Here is a 22052-nt window from a genome sequence, read left to right on the forward strand (position 1 = left end):
AATAGTTGAGGATATAAACCTAAGAGCAATGGCTCAAACATTAAAATTAGCTAAAAATCTTACTGATAATGGTTTTGGTATGTTCAGAAGTTTTCTAAACTACAAATTAGAAGATAAGGGAAAACAACTTATCAAAGTAGACAAATGGTATCCCTCATCTAAGACTTGTAGTAGTTGTGGGAATATAAATGAAAATCTGCAGTTAAAGGATAGAATATATATCTGTGAATATTGCGGTCTTAGTATAGATAGAGACTTCAATGCCAGTATAAATATAAAAGAGGTTGGTTCTACCTTGTTAGCTTGGTAAATTTATCTCCGCTAGGATATACTACCCAAGAAGCATCCACTTCTATAAGTGGAAGTGAGTTCACTTATGTTAATAGAATTGCTGACGGACTTGGGGTAGCATTAGAATGATAAAATGGAGAAACATGACTTTAAGAGGGAAAATAAGTTTTAGCGTGGTGATAAGATGAAAAAACTTCTGAGGAATATTTTTGTTATAGCTATTGTATCTACAATATTTCAAGCAGTATGGGAATATAGCCAATGTAGTATATTCTTCACAGTGGATGACTTGAGCAATCATACAAGATTAATGATTAGTGCTACTTTTGGGGATGTAATCATGACGCTGGCATTATATAGTTTATTATCAATTGTTAATGGTGAATTGGAGTGGTTTATGAAAAAGTGGGATAGAAAGGAATGGGTGATTATGATTTTATATGCCTTATTCTTAAGCTTTTATTTTGAAATTAGCGCTTTACATAATGGAAGATGGGCGTATAGTGAAAATATGCCATTATTTCCAAATACCAATATTGCTCTAATTCCAGTGGTTCAGCTTCTCATACTGTTTCCACTAATTTTTTTGGTTAGCAAACATATTTTAACTCATTTTAATAAAGTCAGATAATCTATATGTGGCAAATACAACAGTACATTTTCTATGAGGAAGAAAACATATTAGTGTGTTGATAGAAAAATTAGAAATATAAATATAATTATACTTTATTAAAGTGACCCCATAGGAGATAGCTTCTATGGGGTCATGACTTTTTTATAAAAGAATATCATTAGCTTTAATAAAATTAACTGTATAAGCCTTTAAGCGTTTCTATGACTCCACTAGGTTGCAACCTCTTTGTGTAATCTGTATCAATAAATGCTAAAACTATAGTACCATTGCTGTTAACTACATATGTTGCTGGAACTGGTAATTCATAATTACTGTTTCCTTGAGATGAAACCAAATCGATACCGAGATTTTTATAAGCCTCTTGTAATTCTTTTTCAACGTAATAAGTTAAACCAAATTTATTTGCTAATTTATTATCAATATCACTTAAAATTTCGAATTTTAATGAGTATTTTTCTACTAAAGACATAGAATTGTCTGGTAGTTCAGGTGAAATACCTACTAATTGAGCACCTAAATCCCTTATTTCAGGAAGAATTTCTTGATACGCTTGTATTTCTAAATTACAATATGGGCACCATTTCCCTCTATAAAAACTTATAACTAAGGGGCCATTAGATAATAAATCGTAAGAATTTATTTTTTCACCAATACTATTTTCAAGTTCAAAATCAGGTAATTTATCACCTGGTTTTAAAGCGGTTTTTTCTATTTCCTTATGTGCAAGCTTTTCTGCTTGTCTTTTAAATAAATCAATAATATCTTTTGGGGCTACCTTCATAAAGTTTTCATTTACTTTTGCTAATTCAAATTTTAAATCCATTGTATTACCTCCATCTATTTTTTTTATTCCATAAACCATTGTGCAAAGTAATTTACAATCCCAATAAGGAACTAATTAAATCTTTATCGAAACCAACTAGTTCCGTGTCATCAACTTTAATAATTGGAACAGAGCGATATCCTTTTTTTATCAGTTCTTTTTTAGCTTCTTTATCTTCAGATATATTATATTCAGTATAAACAATATTATTTTCCTTGAAAAAATCCTTTGCCGCGTGGCAGAACATGCAAGAAGTACTAGTGTAAATAACAACTTTTTTCATTTGAATCCCTCCAGTCTTAAATATTTTGTATTGACTATAGTATAACCTTTAACAATTAAAGCATATGTAAGGTATTTCACATACTATCAACCCACATTTATTTAATAATCTTAAAATAGGAGAATTTAGTTTGGAAGGTAAGTATGGCATATCCGTTAGTGCTAGTTATTTTGAGCAGGGAAATGAGGCTGTTCATTCATACTATAATAGGTGAAACATTAAAAAATAAAATTTGGGTTAAGTCAAATAGTATATAAAATATGTAAGCGAGTTTCCTTAGAATGCTTCCATTTATGATATAATCACTGTAACATAACTTTTAGTGAAAAATATAAACAATTTGGGGTGGATTTATGGAAAAGCTTTGGTACTTGTCACAAATAAAAATATTTTCAAACTTACCAAAAGAGGATTTAATAAAGATTAATGGTGTAACACATATGTCTACTATCCCTAAACATACAATAATACAAACACCAGATAGTAGCCATTTAGGATTATATTTAGTAAAAAAGGGTAAGTTACGTATATATAAATTGAGTTCCAGTGGAAAGCAATTCACTATTGGAATTATTGGTCATGGGAATACTTTTGGTGAAACTAGTCTTTTTTCTATGGAAACTAAAGATACATATATTGAGACCATTGAGGATACTCTACGTTGCCTTTTTAAGGATGATGATTTTGAAGCGTTTTTGGTGGGAAGACCTAAGCTTCTCATGAATATTTTAAAAAGAATGGGTGAAAAAATAAATGAACAAAATCTAATGTTGGAACAGTTAGCAAATTATGATATAAAACAAAGGCTGATGTATTGGCTAATAAAACTGGCTAATGAATTTGGAAATGAGGAAGGCGAAATTATAACCATTGACCTGGCTCTAAGTCATCAGGAATTAGCCAATATGATTGGTTCTACTAGAGAATCTGTTACCTCAACTTTAAATGAATTAGTTAAGGAAGAGGTTATAATAACGGGAAGAATGAGCATTGGCTTAAGAAAAGAAATGCTGTCAGTATTTCAGTAAGGATATTAAAGAAGCCATCTCTAAAGGTTTTAAAGAACTCATTTAAAGAGTGGCAGAATAAGCTTATAAAATTACTTTTTTTTAAGATAAGGTTGAGGCATTTGCAAAAAAAGTTTTCGCAAGATAAATTAGATAGTAAATCATAATATACATTACTGGGTATTATAAGAGGCAGCTAAAAAATGAAATTTAGCTGTTCTTTTTAAATATATAGACATGTGAACTAATTGTAAAAAGTAGCTGATGGTCTATTGTTATGTGAAGAATTTTACATAATAATTTATTGATTTAATTTATAATACAAATAACATATTAAATTATTATAATTGAGAGGTAGATAAAAATGCATAACATGAGCTTAAAAGAAGAAATTAAAAAATTAAAAGATATTGCTAAAGAAAAAACACCTGATGAAATAAAACAAATATTTAGTAGAGCTATAAAGGAGTTACAAGAAACAGGAAAGGTAAAAGGAATAAAAGCCGGTGGCAGGGCCCCTAACTTTACATTAAAAGATACTTTAGGAAATGATATTGAGTTATACGAGAAATTAAAAAACGGTCCTGTAGTACTTACTTTTTATAGAGGGGTTTGGTGTCCATATTGCAATCTTCAACTTAGAGCTTATGAAGATATATTTCCTCAAATACAAGCAGAAGGTGCTGAGCTTATAGCCATAAGCCCACAAAAACAAGAAAAATCAATTAGTGTAGCAGAAAAGAATAACCTTACTTTTAAACTCCTAACAGACATAGATGGAGAAACTTCAGAAAAATATAATATATTGTTTGAAGTGCCTACTTATTTACGGGAGGTTTATGAAGCAATGGGAATAAATCTCTCAGAGTATAATATGGGCGAAAAATGGTCACTGCCTTTAGCAGCTACCTTCATAATTGATAAAAATGCTCTTATTCGTTATTCTTTTGTAAATTTAGACTATACAGAGAGAATGGAGCCTATAGATATTTTGAGCATATTGTCTATAATAAAATAGTTATATTGTAATGCAGGATCTAAAAATATGATTTAACTATAAGAATTGTTTAAAAGGTGGCGTTAAAATGATTGACACTAGATGGCGTGGAAGATTTGAGCCTACATTTTATTTTTAACAGGCATAATAAGATTTAATAAAGTAATTAAATATAGTAAAATGACAAATTAGCTTACTAAAGATTTAATGGAATAAAAACTTGGAGGATAATTTAATGGTGTTAAAGAAGTTAAGTAAAAAACATATTATTTATTTGGTTTCGTTCATTACAGTATTACTTCTTACTTATGTATACAGAGCAAGGTTTAAAAATATAATTGACATGCTCTCAAAGGGATCCATAGAACAGGTTGCAAATATAATTAGATCCTGGGGCATTGCTGCACCGATATTAAGTATTCTACTTATGCTCCTACAAGCCTTTATAGCTCCAATTCCTGCTTTCTTAATTACCGGGGCTAATGGAGCAGTTTTTGGTATTTGGCTTGGTACTTTTATTTCTTGGTTTGGAGCGATGCTTGGAGCGTTAGGAACATTTTATTTATCTAGGGTTTTCGGAGAGGCTTTTGTGAAAAAATTCGAATCTACAAAAGGTTTATGGGAAAAGGTTGATGAAATAAGTAATAAGCAGGGAGTTAAGGTTATATTAGTAGGGAGACTGTTACCATTTATTTCTTTTGATTTTTTAAGCTATGCTGCAGGCTTAAGCAACATGAAATTAACTCCATTTTTAGTTGCTACAGGCATTGGTATGATACCTGGAACCATCGCTTATGTAGTTTTAGGTAATGAAATGTCTAAACTCAGCTCTTATTCAAAGATCATTACTATTTTAGTTATATCAGCTATTATTATTTTTATATTTAGTTATCTTATTAAAGTAATTATAAAAAAGAGAAGTAAATAATGTACGCTTTTGAAGATAAGGGTAATATTTATTTTGGTTAATATATCTGTGTTTTTTCTTGCAGACCTGTTGTCCCGTAAAAAGAACAAGATTGATAATTACTTATTTGAATAATATAGAATGATGCAAAATTGAAGGGAGTAAAAAATAGAATGACAAAAGAAATTCAAAAGAGGGAAAGGTTTATATGAAAATTATTCTTGATAATATTTCAAAAAAATATGGGAATTTAAAAATTCTGGATAATATCAGTATCAAAGTTAAAGCGGGAGAGCTACTTTCAATATTAGGAGAATCGGGAGCAGGAAAAACAACTATTCTCCGCATTATAGCAGGACTTCTTACACCTGATACTGGAAGTGTTATCATTGATGATACTGACATAACTAAGCTTATTGCAGAAAAAAGGGATATTGGGTATGTTTTTCAGTCACCTTTACTTTTTCCTCATATGACGGTTGAAGAAAATATATGCTTTGGCCTTGAGGTAAAAAAGTGGGATAAAAAACGAATGATGGAAAGGACTAAGCAGCTTCTTGTGCTTTTACAGATTGAAGGGCTTGAAAAGAGAATGCCCTCTGAGATTTCAGGCGGACAACAGCAGAGGGTTGCAATAGCTAGAGCATTGGCACCTAGGCCTCAAATTTTACTTATGGATGAGCCATTTTCTAGCCTTGATCCGGGACTTCGGAGTGAAATGGGTGAACTAATTAAATTAATACAGGCGACTGAGGGCGCTAGCATTATATTTGTGACCCATGACAGAAATGAAAGCCTTGCGCTATCTGACTCAATTGCTTTCATTGTAGAGGGGCACATAGCACAAATAGATACACCACAAAATATTTATTACAAACCTATAAATAAAACTACAGCACTCTATATGGGTGAGTGCAACTTCATTCCCGGTAAAATAGTAGGGAATATTTTCAATAGTATTATTGGCAATTTTACGGTTAAGACTAATACAAGGGAAAATATTGAACTACTACTAAGGCCACATCAGATTAAGATTGATTTTAGTGGAAATGATTACACTGTAGTGGAGTGTAAAGTAACAGGCAAACAAGCAACCTATAGAGTAACAGACGGAAATGTAAATTTACTTGTTGAAGATTTTTCAAATGAGGTTTTAAAGCTAGGACAAAGGGTAGGAATTATATTTCCAACAAATAACCTTCACTTTGTGCAAAAGGAAGAGGGTGAATATTATGCAAAAAACTAAAAAGTTACTGCTCGTGGGTGGTGGTCATGCCCATGTATTCCTTATAAAGCAATTTTGTTTGAAAAACATTCCAGGACTTGAAGTTGTTCTTGTGACTGCAGGTCAATATCAGTATTACTCAGGAATGGCTGCTGGATATGTGGAAGGAATCTACAAAGAGGAGGACATGTCCTTTGATTTAAAGAAAATGTGTCAGAAGAGTAGGGTTAAATATATAGAGGGTAGAGTAACTGGAATTGATGTTCAAAATAGATGTGTTAAACTAGAAAATCATGAAACAGTATCTTTTGATGTGATTTCTGTGGATACAGGGTCTGAAATGGCAGGGAAAAATACTCAGGGAGTTGTGGAATATGCATATTGCGTTAAGCCATTAGAAAACCTATTCAAGCTACGTAAAAATTTTATAGAGCAGATGTTTGAAGAAAGTCAAGTGGTAATAGTAGGTGCAGGAGCTGCGGGGATTGAAATAGCATTTGCGTTAAAAGTCCTGTCTGACAAAATGGAGAAAAACGTAAAAGTCACTTTGGTGCACAGTGGGAATTCAATATTAAAGGGGTACAATGAAAACGTCAGAGAAAAGACCTTAAAAAAGCTTATGAAAGATAAAATTGAAATTTTATCCCAAAATAAAATATCAAATGTTTCAGAAAATAGTATTTACATAGAATCTGGAAAACAAATAAAATATGATTTTTTAGTATGGGCTGCCGGAGCAAAGTCAAATCCAATGTATAAGAATTCAGGGCTTACTGTTGATAAGGCTGGTTATATGATGGTAAATCGCTATCTTCAGTCAGTTGACTATCCTTTTATTTTCGGAGCGGGAGACTGTATTTCTTTTTCTGATTTCGAATATGTAAAGAAGGTTGGTGTTTATGCTATTAGGGAAGCCCCATACCTCTTTAACAACATACTGAAATTTATCGACAATGAAGGATTAAAGGAATATATACCTCAGATAGACTATCTGGCTATTATATCTGCTGGGAATAAAAAAGGAATTATGCAGTATAAGAGAATGGTTAATATGGGGAGACTAAGCTGGAAATTGAAGGACTATATTGATCGTGGATTTATGGGAAAGTTTAAATATTAAGAATAGTTTGACAATTAATAAATTAGGTATGTGAAATATCTTACAGAATCTTAGGAGATAATAATTTATAATGAAAATACAATAGATATGTGAAATGTGACAAACTAGTATATTAAAAAAATAGGATGTGATTTTTATGATAAAAGAAAAACCCTCCAAAGTGATAGACCTATTAATTATAGGGGGTGGCCCGGCAGGACTTACCTCAGCTATTTATGGTGGGAGAGCAATGATAAATACACTACTCCTTGAGAATGGAGTTATGGGAGGTCAGATTCGAAATACTTATAGGATTGAAAATTACCCAGGATTCATTGAAATTACTGGAGAAGAGTTGACCAGTAGAATGATGGAGCAAGCTGAAAAATCCGGAGCAGTAATTGATGAATTTGATGAGATAGTATCTATAAAATTTAGTGACGAAGAAAAAATTATTGAAACTGCAAGTGCTATCTATAAACCCTTAGCTGTAATTATAACAAGTGGCGCAAAGCATAGAAGTTTACCTATAGCTCAGGAATCTAAATACTATGGTAAAGGTATTCATTATTGTGAACTTTGTGATGGGTTTATGTATAAGGATAAAAACATCATAGTGGTTGGTGGTGGAAACTCAGCAGCAGAAGCCGCGATATATCTTTCAAGATATGCGAATAATATAACGTTGATACACCGCAGAGAAAGTATTAAGACAGAAAAATCAATCCAGGATGAATTATATAGTATTCCTAAAATAAAATACATGTGGAATTCAGAAATAGTTAGTGCCTATGGTGAGAAAAAGTTAGAGGGTGTAAGTGTGCGAAACTTAAAAACTCAAGAAATTATTGATGTTAAAATTGATGGAATATTCGTTTATGTGGGAATGCTTCCACAGTCAGAGCTTTTTAAGGACTCCATAAATGTAGATGAGCAGGGATATATATTAGCTGGAGAATCAACTGAAACTAATATTAAAGGAGTCTTTGCAGCAGGGGATATTAGAAAAAAACAATTTAGACAAGTTTCAACAGCGGTAGGGGATGGAGCAGTGGCTTCCTTGATGGCTGAGAGATATATTACAAAACAACGAAAAAACTAGAAGGAGTGTTAAAAATGATAAAAATTTATTCGTTACCAACTTGTTCATGGTGCCAAAAGTCAAAAAAATATTTCGACTTAAATAATTTGGAATATACAGATATTAATATACAAGAGGATGATGCTGCAGGGGATGAAATGGAGAGAATTTCAGGACAAGATAGTGTTCCAGTAATTATAATCAATGACAAAGTTATCATCGGGTTTGACAAAGCAGCAATTGATGAGGCTATTGGATTAAACAAAAGTAAATAAGAGTGATATCGTAACTGGATACTTAAATTGTATTCAGTGACCAAGCGACAGTTAATGATGGCATTGCTATGTTGATTTACAGTAGAAGATAGTTGCTAACTATAACCTAATACTATTGAAAACATAATTTATAATTAATTTTATTCAAACAGAGCGGTGGAAGTCTATGATTTTCATGGCTTTTTTTTATCATCCTATCAAAATGAACTCCCCCCCCACTCAACGTGCTTTCTAGAGATATTTAATGTCGTTGGTATAAGTGTAGAATGAAATTTTATTTTTAGACCACCAGCGTTTGATTATATTCCTATTACTGGGGATTCGTGGTTGAGTGTGTTAATCTGTAACTTGGGCCGGTAAAGACTAATAAATGATTGTGATGAACAAGTATGTCAATAATAGCACTAGTAAGCTTTTCATCGTAAAAAATTCCATTCCATATTGTATGACGAATATGATTAATTTTTATGAATAATCTATAAATATTCTATTTGGGCGTTTTTACCAATCCCCTCCCAAAGGGGGAATAAGGGCTATTTTACAAAGTTGGTGTTAGTATAGTATTGTAGACACTTAAACTCGAACGGAGTGAACCTAAATGTGCAGTAAAGCAGGCAATTAACGAAGGCATACTTGCAGAAGAAAGGCTGAGGAGTTATAAAAAATCAAGAAAGGAATTAGCGTATTCTGGGAAAAACATTCAATATAGAACATAAGGAGAATTTATATGAGAAAGATAATTTTAAACTTAGCAATTAGTTTGGATGGTTATATTTCAGATAATAATGGAGGATTTGATTGGATTGTTGGTCATGGTGATAATAACAATGACTCAAAGGAGACGTTCGATTTTTCCGAGTTTATGGGAAGTATCGATACAGTTGTAATGGGATCAAAAGCCTATGAAGATTGTGTATTATTTGGACTTGAAACATATGCGGATAAGAAAATTGTTGTTGCAACTTCAAGAGATTTAGAGAGCAGAGAAAATGTAGAATTTGTTAATTGTGATATATGTGGCAGAATACTAGATTTGAAAAAAAATCATGATGGTAATATTTGGTTGTTTGGAGGTGCTGGTTTAACCGATGCATTTATTAAAGCAGATATAATAGATGAATATATTATTGGAATTATTCCAACAATTCTAGGTAATGGAAGATTATTATTTAAAGGTGATTATTCGAAAATTGATTTGCACCTTGATAAAGTAACAGTTAATGATGGAATTACAATATTGATATATAGCAAAAGATAGTTATATTTCAAGGAAATAATTTGCATATGAGATTTAATCTACTTCATTCTTCAAGATCATTAAGGGATACGGCAACGATTCGTACATTAATGTTGCCGTTTTGGTTCCATTGCTACACGGACGTTTTGTGCCTCGAGAAAGGAATGATTTTAATTATGAAAAAATTTATAGTTGAAGATGACTTTTATCACTGGAAAGTTTTGAAAATATTATTAAACAGAAATAAATATAATTTAATGTAGAAAACCTATCAAACACAGTAAAATCAATACTAGCAGATATAAGAAAATCCATATAAATAATGAAAAGGTCAAATACAAAACTCGGCTTATAGGTTTAGTCACACTATGGAAAACACTATGTTAACGCATGGTGTTTTTTTATTGTACAAAAATAATAACACATTGTGACAAAAAAATCTGACAAATATGAGAAATATGGTACAATGTATCGGTAAATGATTACAAACAATTTTGGAAAAATATGATTTATTAACATGAAAAATTTTCAAATAACTTGAGAGGACGTGTCTTATGGACTTATTATCAATTGTAAAAAGTATTAACGGTGTTTTGTGGGGGTATATATTAATACTTTTGTTATGTGGTACTGGAATTTATTTTACAATAAATCTTAAATTTGTCCAAGTAAGAAAATTTAAAGAAACATTTAAAAAGGCTTTTGGAGGAGTTAAAATTGGAAGTAAAGCAGGAAAAGATGGAATGTCTTCGTTCCAAGCAATGACAACTGCAATGGCTGCACAAGTAGGAACAGGGAATTTAGCTGGTGCGGCAACGGCTATAGTAGCAGGTGGACCAGGTGCTATATTTTGGATGTGGTTAAGTGCTTTCTTTGGAATGGGAACCATTTTTGCGGAAGCAGTGCTTGCTCAAAAATTTAAACAAAAGGTTGAAGGCGAGATTGTAGGGGGGCCTGCTTACTATATTAGTAAGGGTCTTGGAAGTAAAAAGCTTGCAGCATTTTTTGCTGTAATGAGTATAATTGTATTTGGATTTATAGGTAGTATGGTACAAACTAACTCAATAAGTGCAGCAATGAGCTCAAATATTGTTGTTCGTTTAATAGTTGGTGTTATAGTTGCAATATTAGCTGGAATGATTTTTATTGGGGGAGTAGGTCGTATTGCAGGTTTTACTGAAAAAGTAGTTCCAGTTATGGCTGTATTTTATATACTGGGTAGTTTAGCAATTATTATAATGAATTTTAAAAATTTAGGACAAGCATTTAATATGATATTTGTAGGTGCATTTAACCCTCAAGCTGTTGCTGGTGGGGCAGTAGGAATTACGGTGAAAGAAGTTATGAGGTATGGTATATCAAGAGGATTATTTTCTAATGAAGCAGGAATGGGTTCAACACCACATGCACATGCACTTGCAAAAGTTAAACATCCAGCTGAGCAAGGTCTGGTTGCGATAATATGTGTATTTATCGATACCTTTGTAATTTTAACATTAACTGCACTTGTTATATTAACCACAGGAGCAATGGATGGAAAAACTACTGGTATAGCTCTAACTCAAAAAGCTTTCATTAATGGTATGGGGACTGCTGGAGGACCCTTTATAGCTATAGCATTATTTTTCTTTGCTTTTTCTACCATAGTAGCTTGGTATTTCTTTGGAGAAACCAATGTTAAATATTTATTTGGTAAAAAAGCATTAAATAAATATAGGGGTTTAGTTCTTGTATTTATTGTATTAGGCGCAGCTCTAAAGGTAGAACTAGTTTGGGAACTCGCGGATACTTTTTATGGATTAATGATTATCCCCAATTTAATTGCATTAGTAGGACTTGGAGCTTTAGTTAAAAAGTCTTTGAAAAATTACGAAGATGGTAGCCAAGAGAAAAAATAAATTTAATTAAGTGATTTTAAAAAAATACAGGGTGGCATATATATGTCACTCTGTATTTTTTTTATTATATTTATACTGAAAAAGTATTAAAACAATGAATGTATGGAATTATACTAAAATAAGAAATTTAAATTTTTATTATGAAATAGGCTTTTACTTTTGTATAAAGTATACTATAATCACATTATAACGAATTATAAAATGTATTTAACGATTAACATTCGTATAAATTTTAGTTTTTGGAGGTATTAACTATGAAAAATAAAATATATAGGTTATTTGTAGAAAAAAAAGCGAACTATAATGTTGAAAACAAAAAAATGCTGAGGGATATAAAAGTGAATCTAGGGGTGATAAGCTTAGAAGGGATTCGGATAGTTAATAGATATGATATTACTGGAATATCAGATGAGCAGTACTTTGAATCCAGGAATACTATATTTTCAGAACCTACAGTAGATGTGGTTTATGATGAAGAGCTAGAGATGGAAGAGTCAGATTCAGTATTTGCTATTGAATTCTTGCCCGGGCAATATGATCAAAGGGCAGATTCAGCTGCGCAGTGTATACAAATTCTAACTCAAAAGGACAAACCTATAGTTAAAACTGCAAAAGTTATAATATTAAGGGGTAATATTACTGAAAATGAACTGAGAACAATTAAGGAATATTGTATAAATGCTGTAGACTCTAGAGAAACAGGGATGGAAAAACCAAGTGATTTACAGCAGAATTTTATTGAACCAAATAAGGTTCGTATAGTCGAATCTTTCACTGATATGAATGATGTAAATTTAAAAGAATTTTTAAAAGATAATGGTCTTGCTATGAGTTTTAATGACCTTAAGTTCTGTAGAGATTATTTTAAAGAAACTGAAAAGAGGAACCCATCTATAACTGAGATAAAAGTTATAGATACCTATTGGTCAGATCATTGTAGGCATACAACGTTTAATACTGTGATTCAGGATGTTCATATAGACGAAGGTAAATATTCTAAACCAATTATGGCAGCTTATGCAGAGTATTTAGACACTAGAGAGTTTGTTTATGACCTTAAAAACAGAGATGTTACACTTATGGATATGGCCATCATTGGTATGAAGGACTTAAGAAAAAAAGGCAAATTAAAAAACCTTGATGTTTCAGATGAAATAAATGCCTGTAGTATAGTTGTAGAAGCAGATATTGATGGAGAAATGGAAAAATGGCTGGTAATGTTTAAAAATGAAACTCATAATCATCCTACTGAAATAGAACCTTTTGGTGGTGCAGCTACTTGTCTTGGCGGAGCAATAAGAGACCCATTATCAGGTAGAAGCTATGTATATCAAGCAATGAGAGTTACCGGAAGCGGTGACCCTACAGGGAAAATTTCAGATACTTTAAAGGGTAAACTTCCTCAAAGGAGAATAACCCTTGAAGCAGCCCATGGATATAGCTCCTATGGAAATCAAATAGGAGTTGCCACAGGACTTGTTTCTGAGGTTTATGATGAGGACTTTGTGGCTAAAAGAATGGAAATAGGTGCAGTTATTGGAGCGGTGCCATATAAGAATGTGGTTCGCGAGCAGCCAATGGCTGGAGATGTAGTTATACTTCTTGGTGGTAAAACAGGCAGAGATGGATGTGGTGGCGCTACTGGATCCTCAAAGAAGCATAGCGAGAGCTCAATTCTAACTTCAGGAGCAGAAGTTCAAAAGGGAAATGCACCTACAGAGAGAAAAATCCAAAGATTGTTTAGAAATCCCGTTGCAACTACACTTATAAAAAGATGTAATGATTTTGGAGCAGGTGGAGTATCCGTAGCTATAGGGGAACTAGCAGATGCGCTTATAATTAATTTAGATGCAGTGCCTAAGAAATATGATGGACTTGATGGTACAGAGCTTGCTATATCCGAATCCCAAGAACGTATGGCTGTTGTTGTAAGGAGCGAAGATGCACAGACTTTCATAAAACTATCAGAAGAAGAGAATCTAGAGGCAACGCTTGTGGGCAGAATAACTGATGATAATAGGCTTAAAATGATATGGAAGGGAAATACTATTGTTGATGTAAGTAGAACTTTTCTAGATACTAATGGGGTTAAACAAGTTACTAATGTAAAGGTATCTGCACCAAAAGAAAGTGAATACTACTTTTCAAAAGATGAATTAGTAAACAATGGGGAATTTAAATCAATAAGAGAAACATGGAATTCCACACTATCGAATTTAAATGTTTGTAGCCAAAAGGGTTTATCCCAGTGTTTTGATAGTACTATAGGGGCAGGAACAGTACTAATGCCTTTTGGTGGAAAGTTTCAGAAAACACCAATTCAGTCTATGGTATCAAAGCTACCAGTACTTAAAGGGAATACAAATACAGGTACAATAATGTCCTATGGATATAATCCTAAATTATCTAAATGGAGTCCTTTCCATGGAGCTGCTTATGCAGTGTTAGATTCTGTAACAAAGGTAGTAGCTAGTGGTGGAGATTATGAAAACATTAAACTTACTTTCCAAGAGTATTTTGAGAAATTGTCAAACGAACCTTACAAATGGGGCAAACCATTTTCAGCACTACTTGGAGCATTTCATGTACAAAAACAATTTAGTATAGCGGCTATTGGTGGAAAAGATAGCATGTCAGGTACCTTTAATGATATTAATGTACCACCAACTTTGGTATCCTTTGCGGTTGACGTTATAAATACAGAGGTGGTAATTTCTCCTGAGTTTAAAAAGTGTGATAGTCAGGTAGTTTTAGTTTATGCAAATAGAGGTGAAGATGGATTACCTGATTTTAATAGACTTCGTGAAAACTATAAATTAGTAAAGAAGTTAATAGATAGTGGTAGTGTTTTATCTTCATATGCAGTAGGAATGGGTGGTCTTTGCGAGGCTATATCAAAAATGTGTTTTGGTAATAACATAGGATTTACATTTGCTCGTGATATAGACGCTATTAGTATATTTAAAGAGGATTATGGAAGTATAGTAATGGAGATAGATAAGAATTTGTGTTCGGAGTTAATTTTGCAGTACGCAAATGTTGTGATACTAGGAAATACCAAAGCTGAACCATTTATTAGTGTCTTAGGGGAAACTATTAGTTTAGAAGAATCTATAAGTAAATGGGAAGCACCACTAGAAAGTGTGTTTAACACAAAAGTAAATAGCAGAGTAGAAAATATTAGCACAGGCAATACCTATGGAGCCCTTGAAAACTCAAAAATAAAATCCCTGGCTAGTATTAAAATTCCAAAGCCTAGAGTTATAATCCCTGTGTTCCCAGGTACTAATTGTGAATATGATTCTATGAGAGCTTTTGAAAAGGCTGGAGCTGAAGTGGAGATTATGGTAGTAAATAATCTATCATCAAGACAGATTGAAGAATCTATAAAAATTATTGCAGAGAAAATAAAGAAAGCTCAAATTGTTATGCTACCAGGTGGATTTAGCGCAGGAGATGAACCTGATGGATCGGGTAAATTTATTGCTACATTTTTTAGAAATCCTATAATAAGAGAAAGCATAAGTGAGTTATTAGAAAATAGGGATGGACTTATTCTTGGGATATGCAATGGATTTCAAGCACTAATTAAACTTGGATTACTTCCATATGGAAAGATAACCGATATAACAGAAAAAAGCCCAACCTTAACATATAATGAAATTGGAAAACATATGTCTCGTATTGTTCAAACTAAAGTAGTTTCAAATAAGTCTCCTTGGCTTAGTAATTTGAAAGTTGGAGATGTTCATTCCATACCAATATCACATGGTGAAGGAAGGTTTGTAGCAGAGGATGCAGTAATTAAAAAATTATTTGAGAGTGGTCAAGTAGCTACACAATACGTAGATTTTAACGGAAGTCCAACTTATGATATAAACTTTAATCCTAATGGTTCTATGTATGCTATTGAAGGGATAACTAGTATGGACGGAAGAGTGTTTGGTAAAATGGGTCATTCTGAAAGAATTACTGCAAATACACTAAAGAACATTGTTGGTGAAAAGGATCAGAAAATATTTGAAGCAGGAGTAAATTATTTCAAATAATAATCAATAACACGAACATTAAATATTATAAAAGTATTAAATTGTTCGTATATATGTATAAATACGAACAATACTAATTATATTATACGTAATGCATTGACTTAGTAAATGATAGATGTTAAGATAAAAATAGTTAACAATACAAATTAATAATTAGTTCATCTATATATTTCTAAAGATATGGTTTAGAAGTTTCTACGAGAGGCCTTAAACTTCTCACTATTGGTGAATCTTGAATTGACTTTATACTAAGGACTGTTTTCTATGCCCTTTAATTCAGGATTATACCATTAGAATATTTTTTCTCATGGTATAATCCTTTTTTATTAGCAATTATAAAAGGTGAATAATTTATATTGGAGGTAGTAAAATGAAGGTAGGAATTATTTTTGGAAGTAAATCAGATAGTGACATAATGAAAAATGCAGCAGTAGCCTTAAAGGAATTTGGCGTAGATTATGAAGTACATATTTTATCAGCTCATAGAGTCCCAGAAAAATTAATGGAAGTAATATTAAATATGGAAAGTAGTGGGGTAGAATGTATTATTGCGGGGGCAGGTCTTGCTGCACATCTTCCAGGTGTAATTGCATCTCATACAGTGATGCCAGTGATTGGTGTGCCAATTAATGCAGCGCTTGCGGGTATGGACTCACTACTATCAATTGTTCAAATGCCAAAAGCCATTCCTGTTGCTACAGTGGGTATAAATAATAGCTATAATGCCGGAATGCTAGCAGTGCAAATTTTAGCTCTTAAAGATTCAGAACTTAAAAATAAACTAATGAAATATAGAAAAGACATGAAAGAAAAGTTTATAGCAGATAATGAACAAGGCGTTGAATTTTAAGCACAAAAATAAAATATTAAGGAGTGGTTATTAATGGGAGATTCAGTACTTTTATACGAGGGAAAGGCTAAAATAATGTACAGCACAGATAATAAAGATGAGGTTAGAGTATATTATAAGGATGATGCAACAGCTTTTAATGGTATTAAAAAGGCTCAAATTGAGAATAAGGGAATTTTAAATAACAGTATAACTACTAGTTTGTTTCAACTATTAGAGAAAAAAGGTATAAAAACTCACTTTATTAAAAAATTAAGTGACAGAGAACAACTTTGTAAAAAGGTTGAGATAGTGCCTCTAGAAGTAATTGTGAGAAATGTTGCAGCTGGCAGTATGGCAAAAAGATATGGAATAGCAGAAGGTACGGAACTTAAAACTACAGTGTTTGAATTAAGCTATAAGGATGATTCACTAGGTGATCCTCTTATAAATGATTCACATGCAGTAGCTATGGGACTTGCTACACCAGAAGAATTAAAAGCAATATATAATTCGGCTTCAAAAATAAATGATATTTTAAGAGAAGTTTTCCTTGAAAAAGATATTAATTTAATAGATTTCAAATTAGAATTTGGTAGATTTAATGGAGAAATTATTTTAGCAGATGAAATCTCACCAGATACATGCAGATTTTGGGATGTTAAAACAGGCGAAAAACTGGACAAAGATAGATTCAGAAGAGATTTAGGGAATGTAACAGAAGCTTATGAGGAAATATTAAGTAGAATAAATAAATAACTAAGCCCCATGCGTTAAACGAAAGAATCATATCAAGGAGGGATTTGCTTGAAAGTAAGTTTAGAATCGAAGAAAATATCCGAGAATTATGAAGAAAACTTTTATGATAGTTGTGATTATAAATACGAAGATAAATTTAAAGATGAATGTGGTGTATTTGGAATTTTTTCAACTGAAAAAGATTTAGATGTTTCAACTTTAACTTATTATGGATTATATGCATTGCAACATAGAGGAGAAGAAAGTGCGGGAATAGTATATTCTGATGGTGAAACTCTTACCTGTGAAAAGAAAATGGGCCTTGTATGTGATGTTTTTAATGAGGAGAAACTTAAATTAATGAAGGGTCATGCTGCCATTGGTCACGTTAGGTATTCTACAACAGGTGGTAGTGAAGTGAAAAATGCACAACCACTTCTGACTAAATTTAAACTAGGAGACATAGCTATAGCTCATAATGGGAATTTAGTAAATGCAGAGGTCATAAGAGAATTACTAGAAGACTGTGGACATATGTTTCAAACATCAATAGATTCAGAAGTTATATTAAACCTAATAGCTAGAGGCGCGAAAAAAGGTATTGAAAAGGCTGTAGTTGATGCTATACAGGCTGTTAAAGGGTCCTATGCAATAGTCATGCTTACAAAGGAAAAATTAATAGGGGTTAGAGATCAAAACGGAATACGACCTCTTTGTATTGGGACAATAGGAAATAGTTATGTTATTGCATCAGAAAGTTGTGCACTAGATGCAATCGGTGCAGAGTTTTTAAGGGACGTGAATCCTGGTGAGATAGTAATAATAGATGAAAGTGGACTTACATCCATTAATTTTGCAGAAAAAGCTAAAAAATCAACTTGTTCATTTGAATATATATATTTTGCAAGACCTGACAGTACCATTGATGGAATTAATGTGTATGCTTCAAGAGTTAAGGCTGGAGAACAGTTATTCGAAGAATCACCAATCGACGCCGATATGGTTATAGGGGTTCCAGATTCAGGTATGGCAGCTGCCATAGGATATTCTAAAGCTTCCGGAATACCTTTTGGAATGGGTCTTATAAAAAATAGATATGTAGGTAGAACATTTATAAGTCCAACTCAAGAAATTAGGGAAAGGGCAGTATCTGTAAAACTAAATGCTTTAAAAATAAATGTAGAAGGTAAAAGAGTTATTCTTATAGATGATTCAATAGTTCGCGGAACTACAAGTAGAAGATTAGTTGAAATATTAAAAAAAGCTGGAGCAACAGAAGTTCATTTTAGAGTTTGTTCACCAGTAGTAAAATATCCATGTTATTTTGGAATTGATACCCCTTATAGAAAAGATCTAATTGGGGCTAATATAGAAGTAGAGGAAATAAGACAACAGATAGGTGCAGATAGTTTGGGATACTTAAGTATTGATGGATTATTAAAATCCTTGGGTCATACCAACTTTTGCTTAGGTTGCTTTAAGGGTACTTATCCAGTATCGGCTCCCTTTGAAAATGATAAAGATAGATTAGAAAGGTAGGGTATATTTATGATAACTTATAAAGATGCAGGTGTTAATATTGAAGAGGGATACAAGTCAGTAAGTTTAATAAAAGAATATGCATCCAAAACATTTACCGAAGGTGTCTTAAATCATTTAGGAAGTTTTGCTGGTATGTTTGAAATAGGTGAGGGTTATAAAAATCCCGTTCTAGTTTCTGGTACTGATGGAGTCGGTACTAAACTTGACATTGCTTTTAGAATGAACAAATATGATACTGTGGGTATTGATTGTGTTGCTATGTGCGTAAATGATGTCCTTTGTAATGGTGCTAAGCCACTTTTCTTTTTAGATTATATAGCTTGTGGTAAATTACACGCTGAAACAGCAGCACAGCTAGTAAAAGGTGTATCTGATGGGTGCATTCAATCAAGTTGTGCACTTATAGGCGGTGAAACTGCAGAAATGCCAGGATTCTATAGAGATGGTGAATATGATATGGCAGGATTTACTGTTGGTATAGTGGATAAGCACAAAATTATTGACGGTTCAGGTATTAAAGATGGTTATTCACTTATAGGAATTGAGTCTTCAGGACTTCATAGTAATGGGTTTTCACTAGTTAGAAAATTAATACCTGATTTAGATATTGAGTTTAATGGACAAAAAATTGGGAATACACTTTTAGCGCCAACAAAAATTTACACTAAAACTGTACTAAATCTTTTAGATAAATTCGATATAAAAGGTATGGCACATATAACTGGCGGCGGTTTTTATGAAAATATACCAAGAATGTTCCATGAAAAATTTACAGCAGTTATAGATAAAAACAGTTTTAATACGCCAGATATTTTCAAACATCTTATGTCTCTTGGGGTAACAGAGGAACACATGTTTAACACATATAATATGGGTATAGGCTATGTATTATGTGTTGAAAACAAGGACACTATGAAAGTTATAAAGACTATTTCGGATTCGGGTGATAGAGCATATAAAATCGGTCACATTGAGGCTGGAGGTGCGGGAGTTTGTTTAAAATAGCCGTATTAGTCTCTGGAAGTGGGAGCAATCTTAAGTCTATAATGGATAATATAGATAGTGGATATCTAAATTGTTCTATTGAGGCAGTAATTAGTGATAAGAATGATGTATATGGCTTAGAAAGAGCAAAGTCCAAAAACATAAAAACGTATGTAGTAGATAAAAAAGAATATGGTGCTAAGCTTTCAGATGAAATATTAAATATTGTGCAAGGCAAAGTAGATTTAATAGTGTTGGCTGGATTTTTATCCATACTCCGTGGAAATATAATAGAAGTTTTTGAAAATAAAATAATAAATATTCATCCCGCGCTTATACCAGCCTTTTGTGGACCTGGAATGTATGGCATTAAAGTTCATGAAAGTGCAATAGAATATGGAGTTAAAGTTTCAGGGTGCACTGTACATTTTGTAGATAAATGCACAGACTCAGGTCCTATAATAATTCAAAAGGTGGTAGAGGTTTATAGCGAAGATACAGCTAAAGATCTACAGTCAAGAGTTTTAAAAGAGGAGCATATAGCACTTTCTGAAGCTATTAAATACATAAGCGAGGGGAAAATAAACATTCAGGGAAGAAAAGTAGGGAAGGTGGAATAAAAATGGTTAAGACAGCACTTATAAGTGTTTTTGATAAAACAAATATTTTAGAACTTGCAACTTCACTTCAAAATAACGGTGTAGAAATTATATCTACAGGTGGAACTTTTAAGTATTTAAGTGAAAATGGCATTAAAGTTTTGGAAATATCTGATGTTACTGGCTTTGAAGAGATTCTAGATGGAAGAGTTAAAACACTACATCCAACAATTCATAGCGGAATTTTAGCTATAAGAGATAACAAAGAGCATATGGAAACTATTAAAGCTAAAGGAATAAAACCTATCGATATGGTAGTAGTAAATCTTTATCCCTTCTTTGATAAGGTAACAGAAGATATAAGTTTTGAAGAAAAAGTTGAATTTATTGATATCGGCGGACCAACTATGCTAAGAGCCGCTGCTAAAAACTTCAAAGATGTTATTGTACTCAGTGATATAAAAGATTATAAAAACATTATAAGTGCAATGGATGATAAAGTGGAAGTTGCTTTTGAAACTAAAAAATATCTAGCAGGAAAAGTATTTAATTTAATTTCAGCTTACGATGCAGCTATAAGTAATTTCTTACTAGGAGAGGATTCATACCCTGAATATCTTTCTGTTTCCTATAAAAAGCAAATGGATTTAAGATATGGGGAAAATCCTCACCAAAGCGCAGCTTATTACGTTAGCACAGCAGAAAGTGGAGCAATGAAGGATATGGAGCAGTTACATGGCAAGGAATTATCTTATAATAACTTAAAGGACATGGATATTGCATGGAAGATGGTATGTGAATTTGATGAAACTGCTTGTTGCGCATTAAAGCATAATACACCTTGTGGTGTTGCCATAGGAGGAAGCGCGCTTGAAACTTACAAGAACGCATACGAGTGTGATCCTATGTCTATATTTGGTGGCATTGTTGCTTTTAATAAAAAAGTAGACAGTGAAACTGCAAAGGAACTTATAAAGATATTTTTAGAAGTGGTTATTGCACCAGAGTTTGACGATGATGCTCTAGAAATACTAAAAAGTAAGAAGAATTTAAGAATTATATTATGTACAAGTAAAGCAATTGATAAAACTCAGATGGTTAAAGTTGATGGAGGAATACTCGTACAAAATTCTGATGATAAATTAGTAGAAGATCTAAAAGTGGTTACTAAAAATAGTCCAACAGAGGACCAAATGAAAGATTTGATATTTGCTATGAAAGTAGTTAAATATGTTAAATCAAATGCTATTGTCGTGGTGAAAGACGGTATGACTAAAGGTATTGGAGCAGGTCAAGTAAATAGAATATGGGCAGCTGAGCAAGCCTTAGAAAGAGCAGGAGATGCTACGATACTTGCGTCAGATGCGTTCTTCCCATTTGGAGACGTGGTAGAACTTGCTGCAAAATATAGCATAAAAGCCATTATTCAACCGGGTGGTTCTATTAAAGATGGATTATCAATAGAGGCCTGCGATAAAAATGGTATCTCCATGGTATTTACGGGTACAAGGCATTTTAAACATTAAGAATGAAAGCATAAAGCTCATGATGGAT

Annotated in this window: 21 protein-coding genes and 1 riboswitch; of the genes, 18 read left to right on the top strand and 3 right to left on the bottom strand. The window is 32.5% G+C overall.

The annotated features are described in order from the left end of the window. Both JJD95_RS09180 and JJD95_RS09185 read left to right on the top strand, forming a co-directional pair. Positions 1-310 (top strand): transposase (locus JJD95_RS09180; protein WP_291642596.1); only part of this gene is annotated, 310 nt, incomplete at its 5' end. Positions 311-475: 165 nt separating this feature from the next. Next, on the top strand, positions 476-922 hold the full coding sequence (locus JJD95_RS09185; protein WP_291642598.1) for a hypothetical protein: 447 nt from the start codon (positions 476-478) through the stop codon (positions 920-922). A 175-nt stretch (positions 923-1097) separates the two neighbouring features. On the opposite strand, the gene JJD95_RS09190 is transcribed toward JJD95_RS09185, so the two are convergent. Together JJD95_RS09190 and JJD95_RS09195 are read right to left on the bottom strand one after the other, a co-directional pair. Then, positions 1098-1748, bottom strand: coding sequence for a peroxiredoxin-like family protein (locus JJD95_RS09190; RefSeq protein ID WP_291642599.1), 651 nt, complete (start codon positions 1746-1748; stop codon positions 1098-1100). Positions 1749-1800: 52 nt separating this feature from the next. After that, positions 1801-2031 carry a glutaredoxin family protein gene (locus tag JJD95_RS09195; RefSeq protein WP_291642601.1) on the bottom strand — a complete coding sequence of 77 codons (231 nt, stop codon included), beginning with the start codon at positions 2029-2031 and terminating at the stop codon, positions 1801-1803. Positions 2032-2384: 353 nt separating this feature from the next. On the opposite strand from JJD95_RS09195, the gene JJD95_RS09200 reads away from it, so the two are divergent. The 7 genes from JJD95_RS09200 (at position 2385) to JJD95_RS09230 (ending at position 8622) form a co-directional block, all read left to right on the top strand. Further along, a complete protein-coding gene (locus tag JJD95_RS09200; protein ID WP_291642603.1) occupies positions 2385-3059 on the top strand; it encodes a Crp/Fnr family transcriptional regulator in 675 nt (224 codons plus the stop codon). Positions 3060-3402: 343 nt separating this feature from the next. Continuing rightward, positions 3403-4056, top strand: coding sequence for a peroxiredoxin-like family protein (locus JJD95_RS09205; RefSeq protein WP_291642605.1), 654 nt, complete (start codon positions 3403-3405; stop codon positions 4054-4056). A gap of 214 nt (positions 4057-4270) precedes the next feature. Continuing rightward, on the top strand, positions 4271-4963 hold the full coding sequence (locus JJD95_RS09210) for a TVP38/TMEM64 family protein (protein ID WP_291642607.1): 693 nt from the start codon (positions 4271-4273) through the stop codon (positions 4961-4963). Positions 4964-5150: 187 nt separating this feature from the next. After that, positions 5151-6188 carry an ABC transporter ATP-binding protein gene (locus tag JJD95_RS09215; protein ID WP_291642608.1) on the top strand — a complete coding sequence of 346 codons (1038 nt, stop codon included), beginning with the start codon at positions 5151-5153 and terminating at the stop codon, positions 6186-6188. After that, a complete protein-coding gene (locus JJD95_RS09220) occupies positions 6175-7287 on the top strand; it encodes an FAD-dependent oxidoreductase (RefSeq protein ID WP_291642610.1) in 1113 nt (370 codons plus the stop codon). Before JJD95_RS09215 ends, JJD95_RS09220 begins: the two co-directional genes overlap by 14 nt. Before the next feature lie 136 nt (positions 7288-7423). After that, the gene (locus JJD95_RS09225) at positions 7424-8368 is read left to right on the top strand and encodes an FAD-dependent oxidoreductase (RefSeq protein ID WP_291642612.1); all 945 of its coding nucleotides are present in this window, start codon (positions 7424-7426) and stop codon (positions 8366-8368) included. 14 nt (positions 8369-8382) lie between these two features. Then, on the top strand, positions 8383-8622 hold the full coding sequence (locus JJD95_RS09230; protein WP_291642614.1) for a glutaredoxin family protein: 240 nt from the start codon (positions 8383-8385) through the stop codon (positions 8620-8622). A gap of 310 nt (positions 8623-8932) precedes the next feature. Here JJD95_RS09230 and JJD95_RS09235 read toward each other — a convergent pair whose 3' ends face one another. After that, a complete protein-coding gene (locus tag JJD95_RS09235; protein WP_367114797.1) occupies positions 8933-9106 on the bottom strand; it encodes an ATP-binding protein in 174 nt (57 codons plus the stop codon). Between the two features lie 243 nt (positions 9107-9349). Here JJD95_RS09235 and JJD95_RS09240 point away from each other — a divergent pair, with 243 nt between their 5' ends. The 9 genes from JJD95_RS09240 to purH all read left to right on the top strand — a co-directional run bounded on the left by JJD95_RS09240 (position 9350) and on the right by purH (position 22024). Continuing rightward, complete coding sequence (locus JJD95_RS09240; protein ID WP_291642616.1) at positions 9350-9880, top strand: dihydrofolate reductase family protein; 531 nt, start codon at positions 9350-9352, stop codon at positions 9878-9880. Positions 9881-10413: 533 nt separating this feature from the next. Then, entirely contained in the window at positions 10414-11757 is a 1344-nt protein-coding gene (locus tag JJD95_RS09245) for a sodium:alanine symporter family protein (RefSeq protein ID WP_291642618.1), read from the top strand. Positions 11758-12011: 254 nt separating this feature from the next. After that, a complete protein-coding gene (locus JJD95_RS09250; RefSeq protein ID WP_291642620.1) occupies positions 12012-15806 on the top strand; it encodes a phosphoribosylformylglycinamidine synthase in 3795 nt (1264 codons plus the stop codon). 142 nt (positions 15807-15948) lie between these two features. Then, a riboswitch (purine riboswitch) is annotated at positions 15949-16048 on the top strand. A gap of 128 nt (positions 16049-16176) precedes the next feature. Next, positions 16177-16656, top strand: coding sequence for a 5-(carboxyamino)imidazole ribonucleotide mutase (gene purE / locus JJD95_RS09255; protein ID WP_291642621.1), 480 nt, complete (start codon positions 16177-16179; stop codon positions 16654-16656). A 33-nt stretch (positions 16657-16689) separates the two neighbouring features. Further along, entirely contained in the window at positions 16690-17394 is a 705-nt protein-coding gene (purC, locus tag JJD95_RS09260; RefSeq protein ID WP_291642623.1) for a phosphoribosylaminoimidazolesuccinocarboxamide synthase, read from the top strand. Positions 17395-17469: 75 nt separating this feature from the next. Next, positions 17470-18912, top strand: coding sequence for an amidophosphoribosyltransferase (gene purF / locus JJD95_RS09265; protein WP_291642663.1), 1443 nt, complete (start codon positions 17470-17472; stop codon positions 18910-18912). Positions 18913-18921: 9 nt separating this feature from the next. Then, positions 18922-19920 carry a phosphoribosylformylglycinamidine cyclo-ligase gene (gene purM, locus JJD95_RS09270; RefSeq protein WP_291642625.1) on the top strand — a complete coding sequence of 333 codons (999 nt, stop codon included), beginning with the start codon at positions 18922-18924 and terminating at the stop codon, positions 19918-19920. Then, a complete protein-coding gene (gene purN / locus JJD95_RS09275) occupies positions 19908-20519 on the top strand; it encodes a phosphoribosylglycinamide formyltransferase (protein WP_291642627.1) in 612 nt (203 codons plus the stop codon). Before purM ends, purN begins: the two co-directional genes overlap by 13 nt. A gap of 2 nt (positions 20520-20521) precedes the next feature. Next, a complete protein-coding gene (gene purH / locus JJD95_RS09280) occupies positions 20522-22024 on the top strand; it encodes a bifunctional phosphoribosylaminoimidazolecarboxamide formyltransferase/IMP cyclohydrolase (RefSeq protein ID WP_291642629.1) in 1503 nt (500 codons plus the stop codon). The last annotated feature ends 28 nt before the right edge of the window (positions 22025-22052 follow it).

Origin of the sequence: Clostridium sp. (assembly GCF_016650035.1) — a bacterium.
Taxonomy (GTDB): Bacteria; Bacillota; Clostridia; order Clostridiales; family Clostridiaceae; genus Clostridium_AD.